We start from the raw sequence: 18,823 nt of genomic DNA, 5'->3' as shown, positions 1-18,823 counted from the left end.
CGCCATTCCTCCTTTCCCTCCCTTCTATGGGTATGTGCAGGAATTTGTCTATCATGCCAAGAAAAACCGACTTCGTCCGACTCCCGTTCGGAGAATGTCGGACGGAAAAGAGAAAAGCCCTGGCGGGCCGCGGCGCCGCAGGGCTTAACTCGCTGAAAACGAACGGATGGTGTCGGGTTCCGGATCAGAAGCAGCGGTGGCAGCGGAAGCAGCCGCCGCAGCGGAAGCAACGGGCGCACCCCGCACACCCCGCACACGCCGCGCATCCCGCGCATCCCGCACAAGGCGCACAGGGAGCACACGGCGCACACGGAGCGCAAGGCGCGCATCGGAAGCCGCAGAAACCGGCGCAGAAGCCTACGCCAAAACCGATGCACAAACCGATGCAAAGCCGGTCTCCCGCGACCGCTTGGCCCTGCGCGTCCGAAGGGACGACCGGACCGGCCTGGTACGCGGACACGTCCAGATTCTGAAGTCCCTGTTGAAACTCATCCATGGGTTTAACCCTCCATTTTCATAATTGATGCCGGGCGATTGCTGCGTCGCTTAACGAAAGCGCCTATCGACAAAATAATTTATGAATCCGGCTCCGCTCTTGTTACTGGTTCACGCGCCCATGGCATAAAAATAGCCTCCTCGGCCGATTCCCCGTCGGCCGGGAGGCAGACACCGCAAACCGGTTACAGCCGGGATTCCTTCACCCCGGGGTAAGCCAGCCACCGTTTGATCATGCCGCGCAGCTGATTTCTTCTGGTTAGCAGAAATCGTTTCGTAAAGCGCCTGTCGCGGCCGCGCAAACATCCTGCCGGCACGCTTCGCAACGCCGCTTCGATCTGCGAGGACGACAGACCTTCGATCCGGCGGACCATCGGTTTCAGCGCGGCCCAAGACGACTGAACGCGAAGGAGTCCCTTCGGCGTATGATAGTAACGCCAAATCTTCCTCCAGTAGGCGGATTTCCATGAGCCCCGCTTCCATTTTCTTGGCGAGCCGTAAAGCGAATTCCCGTGATCGATCAAATACCAATCGTACTTCTCGTGCGGTCCGTTTCGGTACAGAATGAGGTTTTTCCCCGATGCGCGGTCCAGATTCGCGATCCAGGCGTCGAACACGATCAGCTGCCGGAGTTGTCCAAACCGGTTCACGTACTTCGCGGGATCCTGGCGAACCCGGCTGTCCGCCTCTCTCCAGGTGATCACTTCCCAGGCGCCTGCCGCGCGCGACACGACGCCTCGCTCGGACCGGCGCTCGGGACCGTCAACCTCCGCCCATTCCAGGTCGGCCACGGGAAAACCCAGCTGTTTGGCTAGGGCCGCGGCGATATATTCGTTCGCGACGAGCGGACCCGAATAATACCATTGGTCCTTGCGGGCGAATTTGAAATAGCCGCGGTTCCCCGAGGAATCCCGAACGATCCACACCTGTCCTTGCCGTTTCGACTTCCAATCCCGCTCCAACGTCCATCTATGCGTCGACATTCGCTCACCCTCTTCGGTACCGGTAAAAGAGTTCGTGATACTGCCCGGAGATGTCCGCCCATTGGTAAGCCCGTGCCGTCGCCTCAGCCTGTTCCGCCCTGCCGGCGGTCAACGCCGGATCGCTCCACATCCGCCGAATGGCCGACGCGATCAGGGAAGGCGTAACCCCGGCGATCACCTGCGCGTTGCCATCATGGACGAAACTCGCGAGTCCCCCGTTGCGGGTGGCGACAAGGGGTACGCCGCTGGCCATCGCCTCCAGCGCGACCAAGCCGAAGGATTCGTGCTTGCTCGGCACCACGACCGCGCCGTAGTTGCGGTACGTTCTTTGCACCGACAGCGGATGGCGTTTGCCCAGCCAGCGAACCCTCCGGGTCAATCTCAATTGGCGGGCCAACTTTTTGAACCGTAAGGAGTAGTAGCGGGACCCTCCTCCGACGAGATGCAGCCTTACCCGGCGATGATTCCTCCTCAACAAGGCTACGGCGCGCAGCAGCTCCGCGATGCCTTTGTTCCGCGTCAAACGCCCGACGTAGAGCAAACGGTACCGGCTTACCCGCCGCCTCCGCTTTCGGAAGCTTCCGGAAACGCCGTTGCGAATGACCTGGATTTCACGGTAGTAATCGGGATATAATCTCCGAATGACCGATTTCTGCCACTCGCTGGGAACGGTCACGGCATCCGCGATCCGGAACACTCTCTCTTGGCGGGCAGCCATTTTCTCCCAGCCGCGCAGCCCATGATCCCCCGCCACGGTAGAATGGCACGTGTAGATGACGGGCGTTCCGTATCTCCACTTGAAATACTCGGCGAGCTTATCGCATTGCAGGCTGTGGATTTGGATGACGTCCGGTTTCGGAATGCCCCGACGTTTCAACCATCCGGCAATAGGTTCCGCGAGGAAGGTTTGATTGGCGTACGAATGGTATCGGGACCCCCGGGGAAACCGGATCACCGTAAGGGAAGGACGTTCCGTCACGGTGACGGAACGCTTTGGCCCCTTGCAAATGACCGTGACGTGCACGCCGTCCCTGCGCGCCAGCGCCTTGGACAGATTCGTCGCCACGACGCCGAGACCGCCGATGACGTCCCCCGCATATTCGTTCGTCAAAACCCAAATTCTCATGGCTTTCAACCCTTCGTCGTATCGCGGTCCCAGTCCTGGAGAAAAGACGTCAGCCCGCGTTCGGAGGATGCGGCCGCTTGCAACGTTCCCGCAAAACGGCGCGGATTCCGGACCTTCGGTCCGTCAAGGCGCGACAAGATTTTGTAAGCCTTATTCGGAAACAGAAGCCATACCTTGATCATGTCGAATTCGGAGCTCTTCAGCCTGGAGACCCTTTGATAACCGTCAAGCACGGTTTTGGCCGTTTCGTAGCGCCATCCTCCGCTTTTGCATGCAAGCCGGATCAGGCGGTAGAGATCGTAAGCCCGCAGGTCGAGCCGCAGCGTTTCGAAATCGATCAGATACGGACCTTCGCGGGTCAGCACGAAATTTTTGGGCCCGCTGTCCCCATGGCAGAGCGCACGGCTTCCCGAAGAAGATTCGCACAGCTCCCGGTAGGGGCTGCGTTTCAGGAGCGCGAGCGCCTCTTCCGCTCTCCGGAGCAAATCGTCCCCATGCCGGCGAAGCCAGTCTCCAAGCGTGCCCCGAAGCTCCCCTCGTTTCGCTCTCCGCACCCATTTGGCGATAAGCGCGCTGCGGCCCTTCAGCAGGGAAGGCCATTTCCCCAGCAAGCTGTAACCGCCCGATTCCGACAATGCCGCCTCGCTTCCCGCGGCATGAAATCGCGCGAGCGCCGCGGCGCACGCCCGCAAATCTTGTTCCGAGCGGGGCGAAGGCTCCCGGCCGCGGATCCAGGGAGTAAGAACGTATGCGGCACCCCGGCCGCCGAACCGTGCGGAGAGAAGACGTCCGTCGCGCCCGTTCGGGTCGCGCCAGGCGATGGCGGGAAATCCGCGCCTCGTCATTCGCAATGCCCGGTCCATCCAACGCAGCCTGGAGGCGGGACAGCGCATCCGTTTCAGCGCGTACGCCTTTCCATTCGGGGCAACGAGCATCCGCACCCCGGATTTGATCTTCCGGGAGCTCGCCACGCGTACGTGAAACGATCTGGCCAGCCGTTCGATCGTGCGGTCTGTCAACGTCAGTTCTCCTTTGCAGAACCCTTTTATTAACTTTATGTAAAGGGACAGATGAGGGAACGACATCGGCCCGAGCCCGGCACATTTGGGCCATCCGATCGCCCGCCCGGAACATATCGTGGGAGAAGGGAGCGTGATGGGATGACGAAACGGTTCGGCATACTGCAGAAGTCTTTTCCCGCCCGGGGTTCCGGACGACCTTCCCCTACCTTCCGTCCTGCGGTTACTTGGCGGCTGTTTCATTCGGCGGGCAAACGTTACGGCCTTCAGGTCTTGTTCTTCCGCTCGGAGGACGTGGATTTCAAGCGGCGCAGGGTCCATGCCTGGTCCTCCCGCTCGCAGGACGGCCAGTCCGGCTGGCGCAGGGAATGGCATCCCCTGCCGGACGTCTTGTACGAGAACTATCCGGTCGGAATCCGGGGTCTCGGGCTTGGAGCCAAGGCGGTCAAACGCAAGTTCGAAGAGCTTGGCATCCCTGCGTTTAACCCCCGGTTTTTCGACAAAGCCGAATTGCACGGCCTGCTGAGCCTTCACCCCCGCATTGCGCGTTACGTACCGGAAAGCGAACCGGCCGACCGGGCGTCGGATCTCGTCCGGCTGCTGGGCCGCTGGGGCAATGTCTATTTGAAACCCGTTCTCGGTTATCAGGGAAAGGGCATTCTCGAAATCCGGCAATCCGGTCCCGGCCGGTACGAGGTGCGTTCGTCGAAACACGGAGAGATTCCGAAAATCGAAGGGAAGGTTACGCTGGAGAAATTGACGGGGATAGCCGGACGGCTGTTGAAAAAACGGAACTATCTTGCGCAGCAAGGACTCGATTTGATCCGCCGGGACGGCCGCAAAATCGATTTCCGCGTCGTCGTGCACCGGGGCTCCGACGGCAACTGGCATACGGCGGGCATCCGGCCCAAGCTCGGCAAGCCGGGCTCCATCGTGACCAACAGCCATGCGGGCGGGTCCAAGACCACTTGGCTGGAGCTCAGCCGGTGGGCGAGCCGCAGCGGGGTGCCCCTTCCGTCCGCGGAAGAGCTGGTGAAGCCGGCACTGGAAGCGGCCCGGTACTTGACGCTGTTCAGACCGACCCTCAGCCATCTCGGCATCGACGTAGCAGTCGACCGCAGGCGCGGCATCTATTTGCTGGACTTCAATACGGTGCCCGGCCGGGATCTGCTCACTTCGGATATGCTTCGGCGCGTCACGGATTTGACGGCGGGTTTCGCCTCGTATTTGACCGCTCGCCGGCCATAGGCCGCGGATGACGACGCCTCCCTGATTCAATTTAAGCATGCCTCTTGCCGATCGGATGAGCGGAAGAGGCTATCGGCGCGCAAACTGGGTTCACTGCGAATCCCGCTCGGACATACATTGTGGTGATCTCCCACAATTGAAGCAGGTGACGATTCATGCGCATCGCCATTGTCGCGCCCGAACAGATTCCCGTTCCCCCGATCCTGGGCGGTTCCGTCGAAATCACCATCCTGGCGGTCGCCGCCAAGCTCGCGGAGCTGCGCCACTCGGTCACGGTCATCAGCCGTTCCCATCCCCGCTACCCCAATCATTCCGTCGTCTCAGGGGTGCACATTCACCGCGTGCAGGCGGGGAGCCCGTCGAACTATTTGGCACGCGTTCGCCGATTTCTGGCCGGCAAGGAATTCGACGTGATCCAGATCGACAACCGGCCGCGGTTCGTCCGCGCGATCAAGCAGATGTTTCCGACGGCTCTCGTTTCCCTGTTCCTGCATTCCCTGACCTTCGTCAGCCCTCCTTATGCCGACCGCGCCGCCGCGGAAGCCGGACTGCGGGCAGCCGATATCATTATCGCCAACAGTTCCTCCCTCAAGAGCCGGCTGGGCATTCGGTTTCCCGGCGTCGCCCATAAGATCCGCAAAGTATGGCTGGGCGTGGATACGGCCCGTTTCTCCCCCGCGGACGAAGGAAAATCGGGCCGTTCGTTCACCTTGCTTTTTGCCGGGCGGTTGATCCCGCGCAAAGGACTGCCGGTGCTGCTCCAAGCCGTCAAGCACGCTCAGGACCGCGTAAGCAAACCGCTCAAAGTCATCGTGGCAGGCGGCTCCCGAAACGGCGGATACGTTCTTCGCATGCGGACTTTGGCCCGTCAAAAGGGCGTTTCCGCGGACTTCCTCGGTACCGTTCCGCATAGCCGCATTCACCGGGTTTTCCGCAAAGCGGACGTCTTCGTCTGCCCTTCCCAGGAACACGAAGCATTCGGTCTCGTGAACGTCGAAGCCTTATCTTCCGGGTTGCCCGTCATCGCTTCCGATATCGGAGGGATCGGCGAAATCGTGATCCATAACCGGAACGGAATTCTGATCCGCGACTACCGCAATCCCCGATCGTTCGCCGAGGCGATCGTCCGCGTCGCGAACGATTCCGCTTTCCTGCGCGTCCTGAAGCTTCAAGCCCGCCAAGACTGCCTGAACCGCTTCAATTGGTCCGCCACTGCCATTCGTCTGATCCGGCTGTACGAATCGCCGGACTCTCCCGGGGAATCCTGACGGCGCCCAGGGTTTCCCTGACTTCCGCCGCAATCCGGTCCGCGGCGCCTCTCCGGTACAAGGCTTGCATCGCCCTCACCATTCTTCTTCTCGCCGGATCTTCTTCCAGCCTAGCCAGGCATCCCGCCAATTCCCCCGCGTTGTCGGCCGCATAGAGAGCGCCCAACTCGGACAATACCCCGGCGTTTCCTTTCTCCTGACCCGGCAGCGGCCGATATACGATGACGGGCAGCGACAGCGCCAGCGCTTCCGTGAGCGTGATCGCTCCCGCTTTCGTAAGCATGCACGAGGAGACGGCCATCCACTCCTCCATCCTCTCCGCGAATCCCATGATGCGAACCCGCGTTTCCAGGCCGTACGCCGCTTCCATGCGGCGCAGCAGCTTCCGGTTTTTACCGCAGACGAGAATGATATCGCATTCTGTATGATCCAATACGCTTTGGACCATCTTACGCACATGCGACTGAACGCCGAAAGCGCCGGCCGAGATCAGCGCGTATTTCTTGCGGGAATCAAGCCCGTGCTTGGCGCGCAATGCCTCGGGGTCGAACCGTTGTTCGAACGCCCGGCGGATCGGGATGCCGGTGACGGAGATCCGGTTCTCTTCAATCCCGGCCGCGATCAACGATTGTTTCAACCGTTCGGTTGCCACGAAGTATCGGTCCGTATCCGGATGGACCCACCGGCTGTGCAGCACGTAGTCGGTCAAAACGGTAAACGTCGGAATGCCCGAACCGCCTTTGCCGCTCCATTCCGACATGGCCAAATAAGGAAACGTATGAATGACGGCATCCGGTTTGAGCCGCTCCACGATCTCCTTCAGCTTCTTCATGCCGAGGGAATGGAACAACCGGCTGACATTCGGGTCGGGACGAGCCTGGTTGGTCAAATCGTAACTCCAGCCGTAAATCCGGGGAAAATAGGCGGAGCTGCGCAAATAAGCGTACCGGGAAAAGGCGTTCCAGTACGGATGGGCTTCTTCGAGCAGATCGATCATGTCGACTTGGACCACGCCTTGCGCGAACAGGGCTTGCCGGATGGACTCGGCCGCTTGGAGATGCCCAGCCCCGAACGTGGAGTAAACGATCAGAATGCGTGGGTTGTTTTTCATCTGGCCCCTTCTTTCCAAGTTTCGATCCCAGAGAACGTCGTTCCGGAGGTTCCTGAATCTTCGACATCCCCTTGCATTCTAATCCACAATCATTAAGCCGCGATGAAAGAAAGCTTAAAACCGTGTAAACGATTCCCCGCCATTGCCATGCCGCAAGGCTTGTTCTATAATGGGGCGCAACATCACACGTCGGATCCCGAGGAGCAAGTTCCGCATATGAAGATCTACATACGCATCGTTTCCATGGTGGCCATCACGGTGTCCGTCCTCGCTTCCTGCACGTCCGCAGGGGGAGAAGCCTTGACGGCACCTGACGCTCCGCAAGCCGCTCCGGCTCCCGTTTCCGCGAAAACAACGCCCAAGCCGGATAAAGTCGTGATCGTGATCGAAGAAAACCATTCGTTTAAGCAAATTTACCACAATCCCGATGCGCCTTACATGAACGAATTGATGAAAAAAGGCGCCAACTTAGTTAATCATTATGCCGTCGAACATCCCAGCCAACCCAATTATTACGATTTGTTTTCCGGCTCCAACCAGGGGATCAAGGACGACAAAAGGCCGAAGAAAAAATCGGGCGCGCCCAATCTGGCCTCCGAATTGATCAAGCGGGGATACACGTTCGGCGGATATTCGGAAAGCTTGCCGAAAACCGGCTTCGACGGATCGTACGACTCTGCCTTCAAATATGCCCGGAAGCACAATCCGTGGGTCAACTTCACCAACGTCCCGTCCGCGGCGAATATGCCGTTCGACAGCTTTCCCCAAGACTTCGCCCGGCTCCCGACCGTTTCCATCGTGGTGCCGAACCTGGACCACGACATTCACGACGGAACCGTCAAGCAAGCCGACGACTGGCTCAAGAAGAATCTGTCCCCCTACGTGGAATGGGCAGAGAAGCATAACGGATTGTTCCTCTTGACTTGGGATGAGGACGATTACGGCTCGAAGAACAAAATCCCTACCATTTTCGTAGGTCCGATGGTGAAACAAGGAACGTATGCGCAGAAATCCAACCATTTTAGCGTATTGCGGACGATCGAGGATCTTTACGGTTTGCCCGCTCTCGGGGAGAGCCGGAAAGCAAAGGCGCTGGACATTTGGAAAGCCTAAGCCGTAACGTCAAAGCGAGGATGATTCGGGAAAAAGGGGTTTCGGATGAAAAGCGCGAAGCTGTCCGCCGTATTAGGGATGCTGGTCGTCCTGGCCGTCGTTCTCATGTTTCCCCGCTACTCTTATAACGATCCGGATACGTTTTGGCACCTGGAGCTGGGCCGCTATATGGTCGACCACCGGACGGTGCTTCACCATGCGATCCATACGTTCTACGGAGACAAGCTGCCTTATGTACCGCACGAATACGCTTTTCAAATCGTACTCGCGCTGCTGTACTCGGCGTTCGGATGGCCTGGCGCCTACTTGCTGACCGCCGTCTGCCTGCTGCTTCTGATCTTGGGGATGGATCGGCTGACAAGCGTATCCCGCATGGAAATCGGCCTGCACGAACGCCATCCGGCTCTGCTGCCGCTCGTCCTTCTGGCGGCTTGCTGGATTTACTACAACTATTTCGCGACGCGCCCCCAGATGGTATCCGCGTGGATGATCGTCTGGTTCGTCGTGTTTTTGCGCGGTTTCCAGATGAAACCCCGTACCTTCCAAACGATCGGGATGATCGTCCTGTCGCTGGCCGTCGCCAACTTTCACGCGGGCGTCTGGCTCGTGATCGCGGCTTTCACGGGGATGGCCATCCTGGAGACCTTGTGGGAGAAACGATGGACGAAACGGCATGCGGCGGCTTTCGGGGCGGTACTGCTCGCGGGTCTCGCGAATCCGGGCGGACCGAAGAGCATCCTGTACATCCTTACCGTCACCAAAGGCGATTTCAACATGCTCATTAACGAGTGGCAACCGATTCCGTTCGCCAAGCCGGTCCATTTTCCGATTTTGCTGCTTCTCCTGTTTTTCGCGGCCATCCTCCCTTTCACGCTGCACCGCAAACCGTTCCGTTATCTGTTCATGCTAGGCATCCTCTATTTGGGCGTGTCCAGCTTCAAGCAGAATCTGTTCATGTGGCTGTTCATCCCTTATTTCGCCGCCACTTTGCCGGAGGAAATTGCTTATTTGCGCAACCTGCGCGCTCGGTTTGACAACCGGACGCTGCTTCTCTGCCTGGCGATCGGGTTGTCGGTCAACATCGCGATCAACTTCTGCGCTTTTCCGCCCCGCGTGAACGAGACCCAGTATCCTGTGAAGGAAATGGATTATCTTCTGCAGCAGACGGCAACCGGACACCGCCCCAAAGTGATGGCCCCGTACGGAGCTTCCGGCTACGTCATGTTCCGGGGCGGGAACGTCTTGTGCGACGGGCGCCAGGACCCTTTCGTCACCGACGAATCGAAAGGGGCGCTCGGTTGGAACGCGTTTCAGCGGTCCATGTACGGGTACGGGGAATATTTGCCGGAAATCGTCCGCGATGATAAACCGGAATACGTCATCACGCGCGCGGGGGTGTCCGGCAAACTGTACCGCGATTGGGTGCGGGAATTCGGAGAGCCCGTGTTCACGGGACCTTACGGCAGCGTCTTCGCCATTGTCCGGCCGTGAACTGACGTCCCCTCCTCTTGCCAACATTTTAGGCATAGGAATCGAAGCGCTTCCATCAGTAGAATAGGGTTGTTCTACGACTCTAAGAGGAAGCGCAGGTGAGGCGGATGTCGCGCGGACGAACGCGGGTGAGGAATTTTACGTCATTCCTGGCCTGCCTATCTCTCTATTTCTCTATCGTTTCCCCGTCTCTCGCGGCTTCCGGATCGACTGCGGCGACGACGAAGCTTCCTTTTCCCGATATTTCCATGAGCTATGCGAAAGACGCGATCGTGCGTTTATACGATATGGACTTGATCGAAGGAACCGGAGACGGATTGTTCGAGCCCGCCAAAGCGATTACCCGCGCGGAGCTGGTGACGATGCTGGACCGACTGTTCGCGCTTGAACCGGTTCCCGCCGCGATTTCCGCATTCGCGGACGTACCGGTCGGCGAGTGGTATTACCCTTGGGTGCAAGCGGCGACCCAGCTTGGAATCGTGACCGGCACTGCCGAAGACAAGTTCGGGCCGGCAAGCCTCGTTTCGCGCCAGGACGCTTCGGTCATGATAAGCCGGGCGCTCAAACAAAAGTTGCCTGTATCCGGGTCTTCGCAAACGGGATACGGTGACCAGGACCAAATCGCATCGTATGCGGTCACCGCGGTGCTGCGGATGAAGGAGCTTGGCGTGATGCGAGGAGACGGCGCGAAGTTCCGCCCAACCGCTTCGGTCACCCGGCAGGAAGCCGCCGTCATGATGGACAATATCCTGCAGCGGAGCGGCTGGACAAGTCAAATCCGGTCCAAGACGGACATGAAAATCCAGCTGGGCTGGCAGTACGGCCAGACGACCGAGCAGTTTCAGAATGAGGTTCTCTCTTCCAACGTAAACACGCTGTCTCCCCGGTGGTATTTTCTCGGGAAGGCGGGGATGTCGAATACGTCTGTCGACGCTTCTCTCCTGACGTGGGCCCATCAGCACGGGAAGAAGGTGTGGGCGATGGTCGGCAACCGTTCCAACCGGCAAACGACGCATGACATGCTGTCGGATGCCGCCAAACGGAACGCGGTCGTGACCTATCTAGCGAACGAGGTGAAAAATAAAGGAATCGACGGGCTCAATATCGATTTCGAGAACGTAGATCCGCAGGACCGCAGCACGTTTGCGCAATTTATCGCCGATCTGGCCAAGGCGCTCGACGCCGTTCCAGCTTCGCTCTCGGTGAGTCTCTCCCCGGACACGCATTCCGACTGGACGGACGCCTACGATTACGCGGCTTTGGGGAAAAACGCGGACTATATCGTCCTCATGGGTTACGACGAGCATTGGAACGGAGGCCCGGCCGGCTCCGTCTCTTCGTTGCCTTGGGTTACGAAGGGACTGGATGCTTTGCTGTCTCAAGTTCCCGCCGCCAAGGCGATCTTGGCGATGCCGTTCTACACGCGGGACTGGGCGGCGGCAGGCGATTCTTCGTCCGTGACCGCCGAGGAGTGGAGTCTGGTCCGCCAGAACGACGAAATCATGACCCGAAACGTCAACACAGTCTGGAACGGACAAATCGGACAATATACCGCGGAGTATACGGATCTCGGCAAGCTGCACTCGCTGTGGCTGGAAGACGGCCGGTCGCTCTCCGCCAAAGCCGCGATGGGCGAAGAGCGGGCGATCGCCGGCTATGCTTACTGGTATATGGGCGGCGAAAGTCCCGACGTCTGGGTCAGCCTGCGCAACGCCATGAGGTTCTCGTCTTACCGCTTCTGATAGGATAACCCGGTTCGTGGGCTTTGCTGTAATATTTCCTATCCACATGTAACTCTAATATCTTGATGAACAGAAACCGCCTGCAGGCGACCGTGTTGTCCGGTCTCCGTTCCTGCAGGCGGTTCTCCGTGCACCTTACAATAACTCAACCTTTTTCAATCCCTGAAACAGGGTTGCGAGATACATGCAGTCCCCGCTGCAATGCAGATCGCTCACCGGATATCCGGTGAGCATGGATCGCAAAAACAAGGTTGACCCGATCGTCTCCAAGCGGTACAATCCTCGGCTTGAACAAACGAATACGCCGGTTTCGGTTAACTTAAGCGAATAGATGGACAGGCCTTCGAAACCGAATTCGTGGATTTCGCCCTTCTTATTCCCTTGCACCAATTTTCCTTCCAGCGTCACGCCAAGAAGAAAACCGCGATACGCCTCCAGAACGGTAACGGCGCTTTGGAGTGGAAATTCCGCCCATGAGCCCGTCAGACGGTCATAGAGAGAGATCCCGTCAGGAAAGCCGAGGATGTAATATTGAGGCGTTAGGAGCAGTTCATAGACGATCGTATTCGGGTATGCGACGCACTCCCAACGGTTGCCGTTTTTGCACCACAAACCGTACTCCGTCGCAGCGGCGACAAAATCGCCTTGTTTCTTGACCTGATAACATGGAATCCGAATATCCGTCGGATGCCACCGATTTGAATCATGGTAAAATAACCCCATGTTCGTGCATACGTACAGCGTTCCTTCGAACATTTGCATCCTGTTCACCATGGTTCCTTCCGGAAGCCCGTGATCTTCTCTCGACCATTTGCCGTCACCGCGTTTACGGAAAATCACTTGACCTGATGCAACGGCGAACATCCCGTCGGTGCTCGCACTCACGGATGAAATATAGGCAGACGGACAATCGGCCTCATCTGAAACCAACAGAAATGGTGAAACCATACGGTCACATCCTTACGTTTAAATCCACTACCTCCCTCATTTTATTTGATAATGATTCTCATTGTCAATTAATTCATCGTTCTCGGAAGGAGGAGCCCTTCATTCCAGCGGAGGTTGCAGGAAATGGAAAACTACATGCCCCCATTGATCTTGCTGCAAGCCTTTTGCATCATCATCTTCTTGGAAAACGGCAAATAAATTTCCTTGTGGCTCATGTTCAGTTCGATCCATTCCCCTTGGCGATATTCTTCGACGATTCCTTCCGGACGATAGAATAGCCAGCGAATCTCTTGGCATGTCGGATTCGAAAAAAACGGGCTCTGATGCGTGATCTGTTGTTGCACGAACTCGATGCCTTCGGCCAGACGTCTCCGCCCATCGTTTTTCTCTAAGAGGTGGATCGTGCACGTTTTGGCATCGAATGCGATTTCCACTCCGTTATAAGCATCGAACGAGGAATGAAAAAAATGAATCATGCTCTGATGGCTCCTTCAGCATATTGCCGAATGCGTTTTGATCCGGCGCAAAGCTCTTCCTCTCTCTTATACGTTCCTGAAGAGGATTCGGAGTCACCGCTCAGTCGCCCGCAAGAAACCTGTACCCGATCCCCGGTTCCGTCAAGATGAATCTTGGACGCGCGGGGTCCTCTTCAAGCTTCTTGCGCAGGTGCCCGATATATACGCGCAAATAATGGCTGTCCGATTCATGGTGATGGCCGCCCCAAACTTGCTGAAGCAATTGCCGTTGCGTAACGACTTTCCCGGCGTTCGACGAGAGCACCTTCAAGAGATCGTACTCCGTTGGTGTGAGTTTCACCCGTTCACCGTTCAATGTTACGGCCCGCCCGGCCAAATCGATCATGAGTTCCCCGAACTGGAGAACGGGCTCGTTTTCGGATTTCGCCACATGACGCAGCGCAACGCGGATCCTGGCGACCAGCTCCCCCATGCCGAACGGCTTCGTGACATAATCGTCGGCGCCGCCGTCCAACGCCGCGATCTTGTCTTCTTCCCGATCTTTCGCCGTGAGCACGATAATCGGCACGCCCGACCACTCCCGTACGCGCCCGAGAACGTCCATTCCGGGAATGTCCGGAAGCCCTAAATCCAACAGGATGAGATCGGGATGCATTGTCGAAGCTTGCAAAACGCCTTCTTCGCCTGACCCGGCTTCCAGGATTTCGTATCGGTGCGCATGCAAGGTCACTTTCAACAATTTCCGGATCTGCGGCTCGTCATCGACGATCAGAATGCGGGCGCCACTCTCTCGGTCTGACATGCGATCATTACTCTCCTTCTTGAGACGGAATACCCCGATTGTTTTCTTCGCCAAGGGGAAGCGCGAGCCGAATAATCGTACCTCTGCCTTCATTCGGCTCCGCGGTAATCGTTCCTCCGTGCAGTTCGGCGATTCCCTTGCAGATCGCAAGTCCCAACCCCGTTCCGGGCACGTGTTTCGTGGCTTGCGATCGATAAAATTTATGGAAAATGCGTTCATGGTCGTCCGGCGTCAGCCCGACACCTTGATCGGCAACGGAGATGACCATCCTGCTGTCCGCGACTTCTGCCGAAATCCGGATTTCGCTGAAATCCGGCGAGTACTTGATGGCATTGCTGATCACGTTCGCCACAACCTGCTCAAGCAAAGCCTCATCTCCGGGAATCAACGGCAACTCGGGCGGAAGAGAGACCTTGATCATTCGATGCTGCTGAAATTCCTTCATCTGCGATAAAGCCGCCCCGACGATCTCCCCCGCGTCGCACCATGCCTTGCGGAGACGAAGCATGCCGCTTTCCAATTGTACCATTCCGAGCAAATTCGTAACCAGGCGATTCATGCGCAAAGCGCCGTCTCGGATCGTCGACAGCAAATCCATCCGCTCTTCCTTGGTAAAAAGTCCTTCGGCGTCGATGAGGCCGGTCACGGAACCGATGATCGTAGCAAGCGGAGTTCGCAACTCGTGGGAGACGGAATCCAGGAGTGCGGTACGCAGCCTCTCCGATTCCGCGGTCAGATGCGCGATCTTCGCTTCCTCGGCCAATTGCACGCGGGAGATCGCGCTCGCCGCCAAGCCGCCCAGCGCTTCCAGCAGTCGTTGATTCTCCGGCGAAGGCACCATATTCACCCCATCCAGATTGACCGCCAAAACGCCATAGACCCGATCCTCCGTGCGTAGCGGAACGTAAAACCCGGGAGACTCGCGCAAGGTGCTAGTGCCTTTCCCGGCTGTTTCTCCATGCTCGTAAACCAAGCCCGCAACGGCCCGTTCCGATTGTCCCCGGCCCCAGTCGGAATTCGGCGAGGAGCGGATCGCCAGCTCCAATTCCTTCTTATCGTTGGGCAAATAGATGACGACCTCGGTTCCCATTGTTTGCGATACTTGGCGGGACACGTTCTCCAGCACGGAACGGATGTCCGTGATGGCGCCCATTTGGCGGCTTAAAGCATAGAGCGAAGCGGTGTGGGCCTCCCTCAGCTTGGCATGGATCAATTGCTGCTTCAGTCGGGCGGCAAGACTTGCGGTTAGTGCGGCTACGGCAAGGTAAACGGCGAAAGAGACCAAATACCGCAAGTCAGCCACGGTAAAGCTCAACACCGGCGGAACGAAGAAGAAATCGAACGCAAGCACGCCAATGACCGCTGCATAGACTGCCGGTCTGATTCCCCCGTACATGGCGCTGAACAATACGGGCAATAAGTAGATCAGGGCAATGTTCACCAAGTCGAACGCGAGCTCGAAGGCATGCAGCAGGACCGTTAATAAAGCGACCAGTAAAGTGATCCCCATGTAAGGCATCCATGAGATCGGCTTCAGCGGGCGGGATGCCGCGCTTTTGACGGGAATCGATTTCGGCTTGCCCGGGATGACATGGACGCTGATGCCGCGGCTGTTTCGGATCACTTTCTCGACGACGGAGCCGCCAAACCATTCGCTTATTCGGGACCGGTTCGGTTTGCCGATAATGATTTGCTTCACGTTGCGGCTGCTTGCAATCGACAGCAGTTCTTCGGCGATATTCGTGCCCGTGACGGAGACCACCTCGGCGCCGAGCTCTTCCGCGAGCTGCAGGTTTCGGGCCAGCTCGTCCTGCCTGCGGCCTGCCGTCCATGGAGAGGAGTCCACGTATACGGCAATCCAATCGGCTTTCAAGCCTGCTGCCATTTGCCGGCCCAGCCGGATCAACCGCCTGGAGAAGGGGCTGCTGCTTACGCACACCATCACTTTCTCGGCGACCGGCCATGGACCCGCGATTTTCTGGGCCTGCATATATTGCACGAGCTGACTGTCGAGCCGCTGGGCGGCGTACCGGAACGCCATTTCCCGCAAGGCATCGATGTTGCCGGGACGGAACCATTTGCGCTTCTTTTCGTCTTCGCCTTCTTCGTGGATTCGGTGATGGTACCGGCGTATGACCTCGTCCGTCGGAAGGTCGATCAATTGAATGCGGTCGGCTTGCTCCAGAAAGGTGTCGGGAACCGTCTCCTTCACATGCCAGCCTACGATTTGCGCGACAAGGTCGTTCAAGCTCTCCACATGCTGGATATTCATCGAGGTGTAGACATCGATTCCCATGGAGAGGATGGCTTCCACATCCAAGTAACGCTTCGGCTTCATGGCCGCAGGGGAATTCACCTGTTCGAGACGATCGACGATCACGAGCTGGGGATGCCTCCTGAGGATCCCCTGGAAGTCCATATCGGCGCCCTTTTTCGGCCATTCCGGCAAATTCAGTTCCTCGCGCAGCCGCTCGGTCTCCGGATAAAGTTCCGTTTCCAGGCATCCGACCAAAACGTCAACGCCTTCCTTCCTCTTCTCCGCCGCCGCCTTCAACATCGCAACCGTTTTTCCGACGCCTGCGGCAGCCCCGAGAAACAGGGTCAACCTCCCCTTCCTCCCGCGTCCCGGCACCACTCCATTCACCTCTTCAGTCTTCGGCTTTTTTCATATTCGGATCATAATCCGCGACGACAAGAACATCCATATGCCGGCCGCGTCGCAGCACCGCCCGCACGACCGATTTCCGGAACAGAGAGCTCCACCAGCCTCTGTTGGATTGGCCTACGATCATCTGCGTGCTTCGATATTCATTGGCTTTGGACAGAAGGACATCCGGAATGCGGTTTCGCGAAGCGACCCGTTCGACCGCGAAATTCCCCCCGAGGCGGAAGGTCAAATCGTGAAGAGCCGCTAGCCGATTCTCCAGATCGCTGCCGCGGGTTTCTCCCGCATGAACGTATAAGACATGCCAATCCGCCTTGAGACGGTGCGCGATCCGAAAGCCCCTCCGGATCAGTCTCTCGGAATTGGGACTTGCGGTCACGCCTACGAAAATGACCTCGCGCTTGCGCCACGGACCGCGCAGGGAACCGTTTCGTTCCCACGATTCCAACCGTTCGTCCACGTCGTCCGCGATTTCGCGCAGCGCAAGCTCGCGCAAAGCAATGAGATTACCCGTTTTGAAGAAGTTGCCTAGCGCCTGGTCCACTTTGTTCGGCGCATAGATCTTCCCTTCTCTCATTCTATCTTGAAGGGTCTTAGGGGCTACGTCAATCAGCTCGACTTCATCCGCCATATGGAGGATGCTGTCGGGAACCGTTTCGCGGACACGGACGCCCGTGATTTGCTCCACCGCGTCGTTGAGGCTCTCCAGATGCTGAACGTTCAAGGTGGAAATCACCGAAATGCCGGCTTCCAGTATTTCCAGAACGTCTTCGTAGCGCTTCTTGTTCTTGCTGCCGGGAACGTTGGTATGCGCCAATTCGTCGATCAGCACGACCTCGGGTCTCCGGGCGATGATCGCCGGAACGTCCATGTCTTCGAGCATGACGCCCCGATAATCGATGACTGCGCGCGGGACCGTCTGAAGTTCCCCCACCTGCGCGATCGTTTCTTTCCTTCCGTGCGTTTCGAGAAGACCGATGCAAACGTCGATGTTTTTTCCGAGCAGGTCATTGCCTTCCCTCAGCATCATGTACGTCTTCCCGACACCCGGCGAGGCGCCGATATAAACCTTGAATCTTCCCCGCTTGATCCGTCCGATTTTCTGCTCCACTTCCTGCTCGCTTAACCGGCGGTATGAAGCGGATCCGTCCGAACGCTGCTTCATGATCGCCGGAAGCACCCGTTCCCCCTCATGGTCGGCGCGGTCCGCGACGAAAAACACGTCCACGTTCTTGATGCGCTTCAAGATGCCGTTCACGATGGAGCCCTTCCAGAATTCCTGAAGCGGAGTCATCTTGGAATGTCCCAGGATGATTCGGGTCACGTTGTTCTCCATCGCGTATCGAACGAGGATCGCCGGGACTTGGCGTCTGGAAGCAACCGGCAGCTCTTCGAATTCCGCTCCGACTTTCTCCGCCAGTTTGACGATCGACCGCTTGAATGCCGCGGAATCGGCAGACAGAGGCTTGCCTGGACGAACGAACGTGACGACCCTCATATCTCCGCCAAGCCGCTTGGCGATCTGCTGCCCGCGCCGGATGTAAATCGAACCGTTCCAGACGTATTGGGCGGAGACGAGGATGCGTTCGGCCGCTCCCGAAGGTCCGAGCAATCCCTCTTCTTCCCGGTGTTTCTCCAGCGATTCGTTCACGTCTTCCGCCATGAGCCGCAGCGCAAGCTCGCGCAGCTTCCCGACATTGCCGCGCTTGAACAATCCCGGATCCTTGATGCCTCCGAGATTCCCCTCCTCGAGCCGTTTGAGAATCTTCTCCGGACTGACGTCGATCAGCCGGACCTCGTCCGCCAGCTCCAGCGTATCGGCCGGAATCGTCGCTTCCGGTTTGATGCCGGTCAGCTTATAGGCGAGCTCCGACATTTCTTCCAACTCATAGACGTTAACCGTCGTGATGACGCTGATCCCATGGCCAAGCAGGGCTTGGATGTCATCCCAACGCGTCGGATGCTTGGCTCCTTGCCGATTCCGGTGCGCGAGTCCGTCCACCAGCACGACTTCCGGATTCCGCATGAGCAGCGCATCCAAGTCCAGGTCCTTTTTCTCCTCGCTTCCCTTCATCCAATGGATGCTTGGAACCCGGTCCAATCCGGCCGTCTGTTCCACCGTTTCCGGCCGCCGCATCGTGGATACGGCGCATAGGACGACGTCGATGCCCTGCTCTTTCAGCGATTGTCCTTCACGCAGCATATGATAGGTTTTGCCGGTTCCGCTCACGGCCCCAATGTATACTTTGAGTCTGCCGCGCTGGATTTTATAGATTGAATACAACAATTCTTCGGGCGTCTTCCGTCTGAACCCTCCCATGCCGAGCTCTCCCCTT

At 57.9% G+C, this 18,823-nt stretch carries 15 protein-coding genes; 6 read left to right on the top strand and 9 right to left on the bottom strand.

Annotation, left to right across the window (positions count from 1 at the left end; genetic code table 11):
* The first annotated feature begins 53 nt into the window (after nt 1-53).
* Entirely contained in the window at nt 54-473 is a 420-nt protein-coding gene (locus GE107_RS09620) for a hypothetical protein (RefSeq protein ID WP_219639480.1), read from the top strand.
* 207 nt (nt 474-680) lie between these two features.
* On the opposite strand, the gene GE107_RS09615 is transcribed toward GE107_RS09620, so the two are convergent.
* Genes GE107_RS09615 through GE107_RS09605 form a run of 3 tightly spaced genes read right to left on the bottom strand, consistent with a single transcriptional unit; the run spans nt 681 to nt 3,623 of the window.
* Nucleotides 681-1,478 (bottom strand): HipA family kinase, encoded by a 798-nt coding sequence (locus GE107_RS09615; RefSeq protein WP_219639479.1) that lies wholly within the window; start codon nt 1,476-1,478, stop codon nt 681-683.
* Between the two features lie 4 nt (nt 1,479-1,482).
* Nucleotides 1,483-2,604: a glycosyltransferase family 4 protein gene (locus tag GE107_RS09610; RefSeq protein WP_219639478.1), complete on the bottom strand. Its 1,122-nt coding sequence runs from the start codon at nt 2,602-2,604 to the stop codon at nt 1,483-1,485.
* Nucleotides 2,605-2,609: 5 nt separating this feature from the next.
* The gene (locus tag GE107_RS09605; RefSeq protein WP_219639477.1) at nt 2,610-3,623 is read right to left on the bottom strand and encodes a phosphotransferase; all 1,014 of its coding nucleotides are present in this window, start codon (nt 3,621-3,623) and stop codon (nt 2,610-2,612) included.
* Nucleotides 3,624-3,764: 141 nt separating this feature from the next.
* On the opposite strand from GE107_RS09605, the gene GE107_RS09600 reads away from it, so the two are divergent.
* Together GE107_RS09600 and GE107_RS09595 are read left to right on the top strand one after the other, a co-directional pair.
* Nucleotides 3,765-4,871, top strand: coding sequence for a YheC/YheD family endospore coat-associated protein (locus GE107_RS09600; protein ID WP_219639476.1), 1,107 nt, complete (start codon nt 3,765-3,767; stop codon nt 4,869-4,871).
* Between the two features lie 155 nt (nt 4,872-5,026).
* On the top strand, nt 5,027-6,139 hold the full coding sequence (locus GE107_RS09595) for a glycosyltransferase family 4 protein (protein ID WP_219639475.1): 1,113 nt from the start codon (nt 5,027-5,029) through the stop codon (nt 6,137-6,139).
* Here GE107_RS09595 and GE107_RS09590 read toward each other — a convergent pair.
* Nucleotides 6,069-7,250, bottom strand: a complete 1,182-nt coding sequence (locus GE107_RS09590; protein ID WP_219639474.1) for an MGDG synthase family glycosyltransferase — start codon at nt 7,248-7,250, stop codon at nt 6,069-6,071. The two genes, GE107_RS09595 and GE107_RS09590, sit on opposite strands and share 71 nt — an antisense overlap.
* A 216-nt stretch (nt 7,251-7,466) precedes the next feature.
* Between GE107_RS09590 and GE107_RS09585 the strand changes: the two genes are divergently transcribed.
* The 3 genes from GE107_RS09585 (at nt 7,467) to GE107_RS09575 (ending at nt 11,596) form a co-directional block, all read left to right on the top strand.
* Nucleotides 7,467-8,363, top strand: coding sequence for an alkaline phosphatase family protein (locus GE107_RS09585; protein ID WP_255570359.1), 897 nt, complete (start codon nt 7,467-7,469; stop codon nt 8,361-8,363).
* A gap of 45 nt (nt 8,364-8,408) precedes the next feature.
* Nucleotides 8,409-9,854: a hypothetical protein gene (locus GE107_RS09580; protein ID WP_219639473.1), complete on the top strand. Its 1,446-nt coding sequence runs from the start codon at nt 8,409-8,411 to the stop codon at nt 9,852-9,854.
* A gap of 128 nt (nt 9,855-9,982) precedes the next feature.
* Nucleotides 9,983-11,596, top strand: a complete 1,614-nt coding sequence (locus tag GE107_RS09575; RefSeq protein WP_219639472.1) for a glycosyl hydrolase family 18 protein — start codon at nt 9,983-9,985, stop codon at nt 11,594-11,596.
* A 135-nt stretch (nt 11,597-11,731) separates the two neighbouring features.
* On the opposite strand, the gene GE107_RS09570 is transcribed toward GE107_RS09575, so the two are convergent.
* The 5 genes from GE107_RS09570 to GE107_RS09550 form a co-directional block, all read right to left on the bottom strand.
* Nucleotides 11,732-12,370 carry a hypothetical protein gene (locus GE107_RS09570; RefSeq protein WP_219639471.1) on the bottom strand — a complete coding sequence of 213 codons (639 nt, stop codon included), beginning with the start codon at nt 12,368-12,370 and terminating at the stop codon, nt 11,732-11,734.
* Nucleotides 12,371-12,675: 305 nt separating this feature from the next.
* On the bottom strand, nt 12,676-13,020 hold the full coding sequence (locus GE107_RS09565) for a hypothetical protein (protein WP_219639470.1): 345 nt from the start codon (nt 13,018-13,020) through the stop codon (nt 12,676-12,678).
* Between the two features lie 100 nt (nt 13,021-13,120).
* Entirely contained in the window at nt 13,121-13,822 is a 702-nt protein-coding gene (locus GE107_RS09560) for a response regulator (protein WP_219639469.1), read from the bottom strand.
* Between the two features lie 7 nt (nt 13,823-13,829).
* Entirely contained in the window at nt 13,830-16,427 is a 2,598-nt protein-coding gene (locus tag GE107_RS09555; protein ID WP_219639468.1) for a sensor histidine kinase, read from the bottom strand.
* 43 nt (nt 16,428-16,470) lie between these two features.
* A complete protein-coding gene (locus GE107_RS09550; protein WP_219639467.1) occupies nt 16,471-18,807 on the bottom strand; it encodes a universal stress protein in 2,337 nt (778 codons plus the stop codon).
* Between the last annotated feature and the right edge of the window lie 16 nt (nt 18,808-18,823).

This window comes from Cohnella sp. CFH 77786, assembly GCF_019400745.1.
Taxonomy (GTDB): domain Bacteria; phylum Bacillota; class Bacilli; order Paenibacillales; family Paenibacillaceae; genus Cohnella.
The sequence above is the reverse complement of the archived record's forward strand: the minus strand, read 5'-3'. Positions and strand labels throughout refer to the sequence as shown.

Coding starts and splice junctions, on each gene's coding strand:
- GE107_RS09615 (WP_219639479.1), bottom strand. CDS start 1,478: ATGTCGACGCATAGATGGACGTTGGAGCGGGATTGGAAGTCGAAACGG.
- GE107_RS09610 (WP_219639478.1), bottom strand. CDS start 2,604: ATGAGAATTTGGGTTTTGACGAACGAATATGCGGGGGACGTCATCGGC.
- GE107_RS09595 (WP_219639475.1), top strand. CDS start 5,027: ATGCGCATCGCCATTGTCGCGCCCGAACAGATTCCCGTTCCCCCGATC.
- GE107_RS09590 (WP_219639474.1), bottom strand. CDS start 7,250: ATGAAAAACAACCCACGCATTCTGATCGTTTACTCCACGTTCGGGGCT.
- GE107_RS09580 (WP_219639473.1), top strand. CDS start 8,409: ATGAAAAGCGCGAAGCTGTCCGCCGTATTAGGGATGCTGGTCGTCCTG.
- GE107_RS09570 (WP_219639471.1), bottom strand. CDS start 12,370: ATGGTGAACAGGATGCAAATGTTCGAAGGAACGCTGTACGTATGCACG.
- GE107_RS09620 (WP_219639480.1), top strand. CDS start 54: ATGCCAAGAAAAACCGACTTCGTCCGACTCCCGTTCGGAGAATGTCGG.
- GE107_RS09550 (WP_219639467.1), bottom strand. CDS start 18,807: ATGGGAGGGTTCAGACGGAAGACGCCCGAAGAATTGTTGTATTCAATC.
- GE107_RS09585 (WP_255570359.1), top strand. CDS start 7,467: ATGAAGATCTACATACGCATCGTTTCCATGGTGGCCATCACGGTGTCC.
- GE107_RS09560 (WP_219639469.1), bottom strand. CDS start 13,822: ATGTCAGACCGAGAGAGTGGCGCCCGCATTCTGATCGTCGATGACGAG.
- GE107_RS09600 (WP_219639476.1), top strand. CDS start 3,765: ATGACGAAACGGTTCGGCATACTGCAGAAGTCTTTTCCCGCCCGGGGT.
- GE107_RS09565 (WP_219639470.1), bottom strand. CDS start 13,020: ATGATTCATTTTTTTCATTCCTCGTTCGATGCTTATAACGGAGTGGAA.